The organism is Streptomyces liangshanensis (assembly GCF_011694815.1).
Classification (GTDB): domain Bacteria; phylum Actinomycetota; class Actinomycetes; order Streptomycetales; family Streptomycetaceae; genus Streptomyces; species Streptomyces liangshanensis.
In genome coordinates this window covers 3,540,093-3,551,810 of the sequence record NZ_CP050177.1, presented here as the reverse complement: position 1 = coordinate 3,551,810, position 11,718 = coordinate 3,540,093, and the positions used below count along the sequence as shown (strand labels likewise).

The following is an 11,718-nucleotide window of genomic DNA, read 5'->3' as shown; positions in this document are numbered from 1 at the left end:
CGCCGGCCGGTCACCGAAGACAGGGTCGCCCGGGACGGGGCCCCCGGCGGCCGAAGGGGTGGCATCCACGGGGATGGCGTCCGGGCCGGGGGTCCCGATGGCCGAAACGCCCGAGTCAACGCCCCCCACAGCCGCGGAGCCCGCCGCCGGGGTGCCCGTGGCCGGAGGGGTGGCGTCGGAAGTGCCCGTGGCCGGCGTGCTGGTGGCTGAAGTGCCGGTGCCCGATGCGCCCGTGGCCGGCGTGCCGGTCGCTGTGGTCGCGGCGTCCGTGGTCCGGGAGCCTGTGGTCGAAGTAGCCGTGTTCCCAGTCCCGGTTGCCGGGAAGCCCGCCGCTGGAGTACCACTCGCCCCGGTAGGCGGGGCCGGGGTGCCGGTGGTCGGAGAGGCCGCGTCCGTCGCGCCCGTGGCAGGGGCGCCGGTCTCCGCGGTCCCCACGGCGGGGGTGCCGTTGCTCGGAGTGCCCGTGTCCGAAGTCCCCGTGGCCGGAGTAGAGCTGTCCCCGGTACCCGGGGCCTGGGTGCCGGTGGCTGGAGTGTTGGCATCGGACGTGCCTGTGGCAGGGAAACCGGTGCTCGGAGTGCTCGTGCCCGACGTGCCTGCGGCCGGGGTGCCGGTCGCCGGGTTCGTGGTGTCGGACGCGTCCGTGGTCGAAGTATCGGCATTGCCAGCACCCGTTGCCGGGAGGCCCGTCGCTGGAGCGGCGCTCTCGGCGGTACCTGGGGCTGGGGTGCCGGTGGTTGGAACGCCCGCGTTCGTGTTGCCCGCAGCCGGCGAGCCCGTCGCCGGAACGGCCGCGTCCGCCCCGCCGGTGGTTGCGGTGGCGGTCCCCGCGACCCCCGTGGCGGGGGTGCCGGTGATCGGGGTCGTGGTGTCCGACGTGCCCGTGGCCGCGGAGCCCGTCGCTGGAGTAACGCTCTCGCCGGTGCCGGTTGCGGGGGTGCCGGTGGTCGGAGGAGCCGCGTTCGTCGTGCCCGAGGCCTGGGTGACGGTCGCCGGGGTCGTGGCGTCCGACGCGTCCGTCGTTGAAGTAGCCGCGCTCCCGGTGCCCGTTGCCGGGGTGCCGGTGGTCGGAGTGGTGGTCTCCGCAGTCCCCGGGGTGGGTGTGCCGATGGTCGGAGCACTCGTGTCCGACGTGCCCGTTGCCGGGAGGCCCGTCGCTGGAGCGGCGCTCTCGGCGGTACCTGGGGCTGGGGATCCGGTAGTCGGAGGGGTGGCGTCCGACGTGCCCGAGGCAGGTGTGCTGGTGGCCGGAGTGCTCGTGTCTGACGCGCCCGTGGTCGGGGAGCCTGGTGCTGGAACGGTTGTGTTGGAAGCGGCTGCGGCTGGGGAGGTCGTCGGCGGCGTGGCAACGCCTCCCGTGGGCGGCAGGCCGGTGGTCGGAGGGGAGGTGTCCGACGTGCCCAGGGACAGGGAGCCCGCTGTCGGAGCAGGGGCGTTCCCCGTGTCCGTGGTCGGGAGACCCGTGGTCGGAGTGGCCAGGGCCGCAGTCCCCGGGGACGGGAAGCCCGTCGTTGGAGCGGTTGCGGCCGGCGTGCCGGTCGCCGGGGCCGTGCTGGGGATGGTGGTTACGTTGGGAGGGGGCGTCGTGGCGGTCGGGCTTTGCGTACCGCTGCCGGGGCCGTTTCCTACCGTCGTCTGGTCCGCCTGGACGGCGCCAGGCGTGGACGCCGTACCGTCCGCTGTGCTCCGAGTTGTCACGACCGAGGGGCTTGCGCCGGGGAATCCCGCGTCGCGGGGGTCGGGCGTGGCCGCGGACCCCGGGACGCTCTGAACCTCGCCGTCACCGGCCGCGATCGGGCCCGTACTCGTACCCGTACCCACGCCTGTGTGAGTTTCCTGGCCGACCGCCGTCGAGGGAACGGTGGTGGGCGGTACGGCCGAAGAGGACGCCCCCGACGCGTTGTTGGCCGGGGTCGGCGCGTCGCTCGTGCCCTGGACCGGGTTGGCTTCGGCCGGGGCGCCCGCCGAGGACCCGCTGTTCCCGGCGTCCTGGCCCGGGTGCGCACCCGGGCGCCCGTCGGGCGTTGCCATGGCCGGTTGTTCGGCGCGTACGGCACCTCCTGGGCCTTCCACCAGGCGCGTTCCCGGCGCCGGGGCGTCGACTCCGCGCACCCCCGTGTTGGCGCCGCCAACTGCCTGGCCCCGTCCCGGGAAGGGTTCCGTGGGGGCCGCGTTCGCCGCGGTACGCCCCGCCGGGTCGCCCTGCGGCAGGTCGCGGATCGTCGCCGGCCGCGCCGCCGAACCCGGCCGCGCACCCGTCGAAGAGGCGGCGGTCGGCGTGGACGTCGACGTCCCGACGTCGCCGGTGGCGCCCGCCGGGCGCGTGCCGGTCGGCGCCGCGGAGGCGTCCCCGCCGGTCGGGGCGGACCCCGAACGGCTCGCGCCCGAGGGCGTCGTGACCGGCGCGTCCGTCGTGGAGGCGCCCACCGAGGACCCTGCCGTACCTGCCGTGCGCGTCCCGGAATCCGTGCGTGTCCCGGTCGGGGCGTCCGTACGCGTCCCCGTCCCCGCGTCGCTACGGGACGGCGTCGCCGTATCCGCACCCGTCCCTGTGGGCGCGTCCGTGCGCGTCGACGCAGCCGTATCCGTCCGCGTCCCCGCGTCGGTGCGCGTCGACGCAGCCGTGTCCGCACGCGTCCCCGTCGCCGTATCCGTACGCGTCCCCGTGTCGGTACGGGTCGGCGTCGGCGTGTCCGTCCGCGTCCCCGTCGCCGTATCCACGTGCGTCGCCGTGGACGTCTCCGGCGCGTCCGTCGCCGTGGCGACCTCCGTGCCCGTCGTGTCGCGCGACGCCGTGCCCGTCGCGTCCGCGGGATCGCCCGGCGTACCGTCCCCGCGCGTGCCCTGATCGGGCCCGGTGCCGGTCGGTCGGCGGTGTTCGACCTGGGTGACCGAGCCGTTGTTGCCCCGGTTCAACTCCGTACCGCCGCCCGACGGTTTGGCCCCCGCCGACCCCGCCGCACCACCACTGCCCGGACCGCTGCCACCGCCACGCCCGCCGCCGGCGCCATGATCGGCCCCGGCCCCCGTGCCGCCGCCCGGCGCACCGGAGTGCCCCGGCAGATCGTCGACCGTCATCGGACGGTCGTGCCCGAGGCCCGAACGCTGCCCGCCGGATCCGGCCCCGGACGCGGGCGCGTCCCCGCCCGTACCAGCGCGCGGAACCGGGCCTGCCGGATCCCCGCCCAGGGTCCTGCCCGCTCCGGGGAACGGGTCCCGGTGGCCCCCCGGCACCGTCGCCGGGGGGACGTCACCGGACGGCAGGTCGTTCATCGTCGCGGGACGGCCTCCCCAGCCCGGCCCCTCCCGCGGCGGAACGATGCTCGCGGGCGCACCCGAGCCCTCCACCGCGCGCGTACCGGCCGCCGGACCACCGGCGTTCCGTACGCCCGAATTGGGACCGCCCAACACGTCACCCCGGCCGGGGAACGGCTCGCCCCGGCCCACCGGGCCGGAACCGGGCACACCGCTGCCGGTCGACGGCGTGTCGGTCGTCACCGAACGCGGCGGAGTCCCCGCGGGCGTGCTGCCGAGCCGCTGCCCGGCGCCCGGGAAGGACTCGCCCTGTGCGGCGGAGCCGGATCCCGTGACACCACTGCTAGTTGACGGACCGTCAGGCAACGTCACCGAGCGCGGCGGAGTCCCCGCGGGTACGTCTCCGAGCCGTTTCCCACTCCCCGGGAACGCCTCCCCCCGGCCAGCCGAACCAGAGCCAGAGCCGGAACCGGCACCAGCACCGGAACCCGAACCAGCCCCCGAAGCCCCACTCCCCGCAGACGGCGACGCGTCAGCCGTCACCGAGCGCGGCGGCGTCCCGGCGGGTACGTCTCCGAGCCGCTGCCCGGTGCCCGGGAAGGAGCCCGTGGACGCGTCCGGTGAGGTGCCGCGGACGCCGGCGCCCGCGCCGGGCGTACCGGCGCCGGTACGCACCGGCTGGTCGGGAACTCCCGCGCGCGCGGGGCTCCCGCCCGGCACCGACGTGTCGGCGCCGCCCGCACCCGGCCGGGTCGGTGTCGTGCCCGGAGAGGACGCGGGGTCGCCCGCCGCCCGCGTCGGAGGCGAGGCCACCGGGTCCGCCGCGGCCGGCGTACCGGAGCCGGGCGTCGTCCGCGTACCGGGAGAGCCGGCCGAGTCAGGCGCACGCCCACCCGCCACCCCCGCCGAGTCGGGCGTACGGCCTCCCGCCGCCACCCCTGCCGGGTCGGTCGGCCGACTGGTGTTCGTGGGTGCCACAGGATCCGCCCCCCGGCCACCTGCCGCCACCGAACCGGGCGTCGCCGTCTCAGGATTGACCCGGCCGGGGTTGCCGTTGCCCGGCGTCACGGGATCCGCGCCCCGCCCGCCGGCCGCAACCCCCGCCGGGTCACCCGGCCGACCGGTGTTCGTGGGGACCACAGGGTCCGCCCCCCGTCCACCTGCCGCCACCGAACCGGCAGTCGTCGTCTCGGGGTTCACCCGACCCGGGTTCCCCGTCACCGGCCGGTCCGGTGCCACCGTGTTGGGCGAGCCCGCATCCACCCGTGTCGATCCGGGTACGTCCCGCCCCGGAGTCCCCGCACCCGCGCCCTGCGGGGTCCCGGAGCCAGGTACCGCGCTGTCCGGCACCCGGCTGCCAGGCGCCCCGCCCCGCGTGGCGAGCGGTGGTGGCGCGTCCGTCGCCGTCACGTTTCGTACCCCCGCACCGCCCCCCGGCGTAGACCCCGTCGGGGCCGGCACCGTTGAACCGGGCGTCGACGCCTCGGGGTTGACCCGGCCCGGGTTCCCGGTCGCCGGGTCGCCCGTCCGGGGCGCGACCGTGTCGGGCGACGAGGACCGCGTCACGACCGGGTCGCCGTTCCCCGCCGTGCCGACGGGCCGCCCGCCCAGGCCCGGGTTGTCCCTTGGGTTGCCCCTGACGACGTCCGTGATGCCGGTCGGGGTCTCCACGCGCGTGCCGGGGCCGGTCAGGGTCACGCCGTCCGCGGGGTTCGTCCGTACCGCGGGCGGCGCGGTGATGTCCGTGTGCGGCGCGGTCACCGTCTGCGGGGAGCCGGTCCGCGGGACGTTCACCGGCTCGTCGAGGGGCGTGGGCCGGAAGTTGCCGGCGCCGAGCCCTTCCGGACTGGTCCCCTTGATGTTCGACGGGCCGCGCCAGTCGGGCCCGAACAGCCCGCCGAGTCCCGCCCCGATGCCGAGGCTGATCGCCTCCGCGTTCCAGTCGACCTTGATGTCGCTGTTGCCGGTCGCCCAGGTGGCGAGGGCCTGGGCGAACACGTCCGTACCCAGCTGGATCGCGGCGCCGAGAACGGCGTTGATGGCGAAGTTCCCGACGAAGGACAGCTCGCCGAGAGCGCCCACGACGCGGCTGACGACGGACACGATGAAGGAGATCGCCTCGCCGACCACCCCGAACAGCGAGGAGAGCAGGGCCCCGAGGCCCGGCAGCGCGAAGCTCAGGATCAGGCCGAAGATCGACGCGAGGCCCGAGATCATCTCGGCGTCGTTGATGTCGTCGATCGTCGTGTCGAGCTGGTTCGCGTACGACTGGAGCGACTCGCTGACCCGCCAGGCGGTGATCGCCGACAGCAGGACCTGGAGCGCGACCCCTCCGCTGGGAGCGCCGGCGCCGCCCGGGGCCTCCGCGTAGGCGGCCCGGGCGGCGTCGGCGGACATGCCCGACCACTCGATGCCGTTGACGGCATCGCTCATCCTCTGCAACTGCTCGAAGAGGGTGTCACCGGTCTTCATCCACTGGGCGGCGAGTTCGTGGAGAGGACCGGTATCAAAGGTGACGGCCATGCTTCTTGTCCTTCTGGGGCGCTCAGCTGTCCTTCTCGGACGCTCAGCGGGAGTCGGGCCCGGTAGCGAGCGGATCGAGCGAGGAGTCGAGCGACGGATCGAGGGTGGGATCCAGCGACGGGTCGAGCGCGGGATCGAGCACCGTCTGTACGAGGGTGGGCGCGACCCGGCGGCCGACCACAAGCCCCCGGCCCGGTACGCGGCGGGCCGCGCGCTGGTCGGCGATGAGGGCGCCCTCGCGCGGGTCGCCGGACAGGATCAGGCCGCCGGTGCCGTACTCGTGCAGCCGCGAGATCAGCGGGTCCGACATCAGCGCGCGGGTGACGCCCGTGACGCGCCGGGCGAGCACGAGGTGGAAGCCGATGTCGGCGGCGTGGGTGAGGTACTCGGCGAGGGGCGCGAGCGGGCCGCGGGCGCCGGGCTGGCCGGCGGCCAGGTCGTAGTCGTCGACGACGACGTACAGCTCGGGCCCCGACCACCAGGCGCGCTCCCGCAGTTCGCGCGACGAGATCCCGGCGGGCGGCATCCGCTCCTGGAGCTTGGCGGCGAGCTGCTCGACGTACGCGGCGGCGTGCTCGGCGTTGGCCGCCTGCGCGCCGAGGTATTCGTCGGGTACGGCGTCGAGGAGGCCGCGCCGGTAGTCGACGGTGATGAAGCGGATCGCGTACGGCGAGTTCCGCTCGGCCAGGCCGCGCATCCAGGACCGCAGGAACGAGGTCTTGCCGGACCCGGAGTCGCCGAGGACGAGGAAGTGCGAGTCGCCCGTGCCGAGGTCGACGCTGGTCGGGCCGAGGTCGGACTCGCGGATCCCGATCGGTACGGCGGTGGCGGACGCCTTCGGCTGGTCCGCGGCCGCCGCCTTGAGGTCGCCGGGCGTGACGCGGTCGGGCAGGACGCGCAGCACGGGCGCGGGCGTGCCGGTCCACCGGGCGGCGGACTCGGCGATGGCGGCCTGCTGGGCCTCGGCGAGGCCCTCCATGGTCTGGGCGCCGTCGAGTCGGGGCAGCGCGATGTGGATCTGGTCGCCGGGCGGGGCGATGCCGCGGCCGGGCGCGGCGGCGCTGAGGAGCTTGGCGGCCTTGCGGTTGATCTCGGACTCGCCGGTCTCGTTGAGCCGCAGTTCGAACCGCCCGCCGATGGCGTCGCGCAGGCTGGTGCGGATCTCGCCCCAGCGGTTCGCGGTGAGCAGCAGGTGCACGCCGACGCCGAGGCCGCGGGTGGCGATGTCGTGGACGAGCGACTCGGCCTCCTCGACCGCGCCGCGCAGCGCGGCCCAGTTGTCGATGACGAGGACGAGGTCCGCGGCGAGGGTGTCCTGCGGCAGCCGGCCCTCGGCGCGGGCGCGGCGGAAGCCGGCGACGGAGTCGACGTTGAGGCGTTCGAAGAGCTGCTCGCGGGCGACGACCGTCTGCCGGACGACGGCGAGAGCGCGCCGGACGCGGGTCTCGTCGTGCCGGGTGGCGACGCCGGACACGTGCGGGGCGGCCTCGAAGGGTCCGAGTCCGCCACCGCCGAAGTCGACGCAGGTGAACTGGAGTTCGTCCGGGGTGTGGGTGGCCATGGCGGCCAGCAGGGTGGTGCGCAGGGCGACGCTCTTGCCGGACTGCGGGGCGCCGACGACGGCGACGTGGCCGTGCGCGCCGGCGAGGTTGACGAGGAGGGCCTTCTGCGCCTGGCGCATCGGCAGGTCGACCACGCCGACCGGGAAGGAGAGGGAGCCGATCCCGTCCCATTTGGCGGCCTGGAAGCCGCGTTCGGGGTCCTCGCCGACCGGGCCGAGGAGGGAGTCGAGGTCGATGTGGGCGGGCAGGGGCGGCAGCCACACCTGGTGGACGGGCCGCCCGTACCGCCGCAGCCGTTCGACCGCGACCTGCATCTCGGTGCGCGATCCCGCGACGGGCAGCGGGGCCGGGGTCCGGGTGACGTCCGGGTCCTCGGAGCGGGCGCGGGCGTGTTCGGCGGTGCGCAGGCCGAAGAGCACGGGCGTCGGGGCGGGCCCGGACGCCTCGGCCGAGGCCTCGGGGTCGGGCTCCTGGTAGGTGCCGGAGACGTGGGCGACGCGGAACCGCTCGTACACCGACTCGTCGACGCGCAGGTACGCGGAGCCGGGGATGGGCGGCAGCTTGTAGGCGTCGTTCGTGCCGAGCACGGCCTTGCTCTCGGCGGCGGAGAAGGTGCGCAGGCAGATCCGGTACGAGAGGTGGGACTCCAGGCCGCGCAGCCGGCCCTCGTCGAGCCGCTGGGTGGCGAGCAGCAGGTGCATGCCGAGCGAGCGGCCGACGCGGCCGATCTGGACGAACAGCTCGATGAAGTCCGGCCGCTGGGACAGCAGTTCACCGAACTCGTCCACGACGATCATCAGGTACGGCATGGGCTCCAGCGGCCGCCCCTCGGTGTCGGTGCCGCCCTGCGCCTGGAGCATCTGGTACTCGCGGACCGAGTCGACGTTGCCCGCGTCGCGCAACATCCGCTGGCGGCGCTGCTGTTCGCCGGCGAGCGCGGCACGCATCCGGTCGACCAACGCGAGGTCGTCGGCCAGGTTGGTGATCAGGCCCGCGACGTGCGGGAGTTCGGTGACGCCCGCGAAGGTGGCGCCGCCCTTGAAGTCGACCAGGACGAAGCCCAGTTGTTCCGGCGAGTGGGTCATCGTCAGCCCGGTCACCAGGGTCCGCAGCAGTTCGCTCTTGCCGGAACCGGTGGCCCCGACGACCAGGCCGTGCGGGCCGATGCCGCCCTGGGCGGACTCCTTGAGGTCCAGTACGAGGTCGTCGCCGGAGCCGGTGACGCCGATCGGGATACGCAGCAGCGCCTCGTCACCGGGGGCGCGCCAGAACGCGGTCGGGTCGAAGGCCGCGAGGTCCCCGAAGCCGAGCATGTCGGGGAGCGACACCGTACGGGAGAGGACCTGGTCGCGCTCCCCGGAGAGGCGCAGCGGGGCGAGGGCGCGCGCGGTCTGCTCGTACAGCGCGGGCTCCGCCTCGTCGGCGACGATGTCCTCGACGCCGTCGAGGAGGTCGGGGTCGCGGCTCTCCAGGGTGAGGCCCCGGCCGCCGTCGAGCCTGGCCCGTACGTCGACCCGGCCGGGCTCCTCGTTCTCCTTGGAGACCAGGCACACGACGTGGATGCCGCTGGCCGGGCCGGCCTCGGCGAGGAGTTCGGCGATCAGGGACGAGCGGGCCCAGAGGGCGTCGGGGCGGTATCCGTCGAGGACGACGACGCAGCGGCGGCCCGGGTCGGCGTTGCGCAGCGAGGGCAGCACGGTGGAGCGTTCCGAGCGCTCGGCGCGGGCGCGTTCCAGCCGGCGTTCCAGGACGTCGGCGACTCCGTCGAGCCGTCCCGCGATCGTGGGGACCAGGCCCGCGCCGGAGGAGGACGCGTCCGATTCGTGGGTGTGCGGCAGCCACTTGACCCAGGACCAGGGGGAGTCGGTCGTGGCGGTTCCCGCCTCGCGGGGCCCGTCGCCCTTCGCGGCCGCGTCCCCGTCGAGGACGACGAGCTGGACGTCGTCGGGGGCGTGCAGCACGGCGAGTTGGAGGAGGAGGGCGGCGGCGGTGGACCGGGTGCGCTCCTTCGTACCGAGCAGGCTGACGACCCCGGTGCGGGCGAGGTCGACGCAGGCGGGCTGGAGGCCGACCCAGGCGTAGTCCCGGGTCAGCTTCTCCGCGGCGCGCTGGGACAGCGGCTCGAACTCGGCGGTGGGGTCGTTGCGGTTGCCGGGCGCGATCCGCAACTGCGGCAGGCCCCGGCCGAGTCCGACCCGTACGGTGAGGAAGTCCGCGTCACCGGGGCGGCGTTCCCACACCCGGCGCCGGTTCACCGCGATGGCCCACAGCCGCCGGGGGCTGGGGTGCAGGAAGGCGCCGACGGCGCGCTGGGCGGAGGCCGAGGCGCGGGCCTTGGCCCGGATGCCGGACAGGTACTCGACGTACCGGTCGCGCTGCCGCAGCCGCTGCTGGCGTGTGGTGCTGCGGGACTGCCAGCGCACGTACACCGTGATGGCGACGGACAGGATCACGAAGGACACGCCGAGGAGGATCATCCACGGGCGGCCGAAGGTGACCATGTAGGCGGCCATGCTGACGCTGCTGAGCAGCGGCAGCAGGATGATCAGCCAGTTCGACGCCTGGTTGTTGGCCGGCTTCTGCGGCGCGGCGGCGAGGCTGATCCGCTCTTCCGGCACCGACGGCGGGAAGGTGCGGGCGGGGCGGTGGAACGCGGTACGGGTCATGTGGGGTTCACCAGTCCGCGGTGATCGCGGTGTAGTCGAGATCGGTACGGTCCGCGGGGGCGGAGCCGGGGGTGCCGCTGCCCTGCGGCGCGTCGATGGCGCTGCCGAACTGCTTGAACATGTCGCGCAGGGCGACCTCGGTCTGGGCGTTGCCCGCGGCGACCGCCTCCGCCCCGGCGGCCATGACGTTGAGCACGCCGCTCTCGGGGGAGTCCTCCGTGCCGAACAGGCCCCGCATGACCGTGGTCCACCGCTGGTTCATCAGGTCGACCTCCTGCTGCGTCTCCCCGGCCCAGCCGAGGGCGAGGTCGCCCAGTGTGGTGTTGATGCGGGTGATCGCGTCGGCCACGTCCTGGGCGTACGTGGTCAGCAGCCGGGCCGACGTGACGATGGACTGCGGGTCGATGTAGAGGGACGAGGCGTCGTAGTTGGGGTCGCTGGCCATGCCGTCTCCGCGAGGGATGCAGGGGGAGGGTGGGGGAAGGAAGGGGCGCGCGGGCGGCGGTGCTCAGGTGAGGTTGCCGGTGTTGGTCGTCTCGACCTGGTGGTAGTTGTCGTACGCGACCTGGAGGCGCCGTCCGACGTCCTCCAGGAGGGCGTGCAGGTCGGAGGACGAGCGCGCGAACCACTCCTGCACCTCCTGGAGGGTCATGGAGGCGGGGCTCTGCCAGGCCGAGCCGATCTTGGCGAACTCACCGGAGATGCTGGACATACTTCCGGCGATATTGCCCGCCTCGCCGTTCACCGAGCCGACGGCCGCCTGCAATTGCCCCAGTGCCACCTTGAAATCCGACCACGACATATCGGGCATAATTAGACCTTCCGCTTGCCTGTCCGCCGCCACACGCATTCATGCCGCCGCTTTCCCATCCTGCCACAGCGGATAAGCACATGAGCCCACTCATTACCAAATCTTAATCATCCGGGGCGGGTCGCCGAGGTAATATCCGGACCATGGCTGACGACGATGGAATCCAGCACTCTTCGTACGACCACTGGCAACCGAACCCGGACATCCAGACAAATCCCGGGCCCGATCCGGACCGGGGAAAAGACCTCGGCTATCTGGCGCCGAATGTCCACGTCGGCTGGGGCACCACCCCGCCCTCCTTCAACAACCCCCCTCCCGGGTCCCCTGCCGGAAGCGGCCAGGCGCCCACCGCCGATGTGCCCGAAACGCCTCCCATCAGGGTGAACCTCGCCAGCATGCGCGGTGCCGAGGAGACCATGCTGGCCGCCGCCCGGGTCGCCACCGACAGTTACCAGGCGTTGCGCGACCGGGTCCTCGGCATGGGTGACTCCGTATTCGGGCAGGAGGCGGAGGACCCCGTCTACGGGATTCCGTATTTCCCGGGTCCCGTGGACAGCGACATCCAGCCCTTCGCCAAGGAGTTCGCCGCGACGATGAATCCGGCGATGGAGAAGGCGCTCTATTCCATCGGGAATGTGCTGGAGCTGGTCGGCGAATACATCGCCATGGTGAACCGCGCCGGCCAGACCTACTCGGAGGTCGACCGCAACTCCCGATTCCCCACCGACGCACTCGGCCAGGAAGTGGTCCGCTCCATCGGTAATCTCCGATTCGGCCACGGGGTCCCGCCGGAATCCGTACCGAAGGGCATCGGCGGGGACATCCGGTTCGGCCACGCGGTGCCGCCGGACTCCGTGCCGAAGGGTTTCGGTCCCGGCCCCGTCGTCGGATGACCCCCGGG

Annotated in this window: 7 protein-coding genes; 4 read left to right on the top strand and 3 right to left on the bottom strand. The window is 74.1% G+C overall.

Translation table 11 applies throughout. The annotated features are described in order from the left end of the window. Positions 1 to 187 precede the first annotated feature (187 nt). The 3 genes from HA039_RS15315 to HA039_RS15305 all read left to right on the top strand — a co-directional run bounded on the left by HA039_RS15315 (position 188) and on the right by HA039_RS15305 (position 5,626). Positions 188 to 1,771, top strand: coding sequence for a hypothetical protein (locus HA039_RS15315; RefSeq protein WP_167029526.1), 1,584 nt, complete (start codon positions 188 to 190; stop codon positions 1,769 to 1,771). Between the two features lie 390 nt (positions 1,772 to 2,161). Beyond that, positions 2,162 to 2,848: a hypothetical protein gene (locus tag HA039_RS15310; protein ID WP_167029523.1), complete on the top strand. Its 687-nt coding sequence runs from the start codon at positions 2,162 to 2,164 to the stop codon at positions 2,846 to 2,848. Positions 2,849 to 4,906: 2,058 nt separating this feature from the next. Beyond that, entirely contained in the window at positions 4,907 to 5,626 is a 720-nt protein-coding gene (locus tag HA039_RS15305) for a hypothetical protein (RefSeq protein WP_167029520.1), read from the top strand. A 195-nt stretch (positions 5,627 to 5,821) separates the two neighbouring features. Here the strand turns inward: HA039_RS15305 and eccCa are convergent, their stop codons facing one another. The 3 genes from eccCa to HA039_RS15290 form a co-directional block, all read right to left on the bottom strand. After that, positions 5,822 to 10,006, bottom strand: a complete 4,185-nt coding sequence (eccCa, locus tag HA039_RS15300) for a type VII secretion protein EccCa (protein WP_167029517.1) — start codon at positions 10,004 to 10,006, stop codon at positions 5,822 to 5,824. Positions 10,007 to 10,013: 7 nt separating this feature from the next. After that, a complete protein-coding gene (locus tag HA039_RS15295; RefSeq protein ID WP_167029514.1) occupies positions 10,014 to 10,451 on the bottom strand; it encodes a hypothetical protein in 438 nt (145 codons plus the stop codon). Positions 10,452 to 10,514: 63 nt separating this feature from the next. Further along, entirely contained in the window at positions 10,515 to 10,808 is a 294-nt protein-coding gene (locus HA039_RS15290) for a WXG100 family type VII secretion target (RefSeq protein WP_167029511.1), read from the bottom strand. Positions 10,809 to 10,960: 152 nt separating this feature from the next. Between HA039_RS15290 and HA039_RS15285 the strand changes: the two genes are divergently transcribed. Next, the gene (locus tag HA039_RS15285; RefSeq protein ID WP_167029509.1) at positions 10,961 to 11,710 is read left to right on the top strand and encodes a hypothetical protein; all 750 of its coding nucleotides are present in this window, start codon (positions 10,961 to 10,963) and stop codon (positions 11,708 to 11,710) included. Positions 11,711 to 11,718 lie beyond the last annotated feature (8 nt).

Excerpts from the sequence above, each read along its gene's own strand:
- HA039_RS15305 (WP_167029520.1), top strand. The coding sequence starts at position 4,907 with ATGCCGGTCGGGGTCTCCACGCGCGTGCCGGGGCCGGTCAGGGTCACG.
- eccCa (WP_167029517.1), bottom strand. The coding sequence starts at position 10,006 with ATGACCCGTACCGCGTTCCACCGCCCCGCCCGCACCTTCCCGCCGTCG.
- HA039_RS15295 (WP_167029514.1), bottom strand. The coding sequence starts at position 10,451 with ATGGCCAGCGACCCCAACTACGACGCCTCGTCCCTCTACATCGACCCG.
- HA039_RS15290 (WP_167029511.1), bottom strand. The coding sequence starts at position 10,808 with ATGTCGTGGTCGGATTTCAAGGTGGCACTGGGGCAATTGCAGGCGGCC.
- HA039_RS15285 (WP_167029509.1), top strand. The coding sequence starts at position 10,961 with ATGGCTGACGACGATGGAATCCAGCACTCTTCGTACGACCACTGGCAA.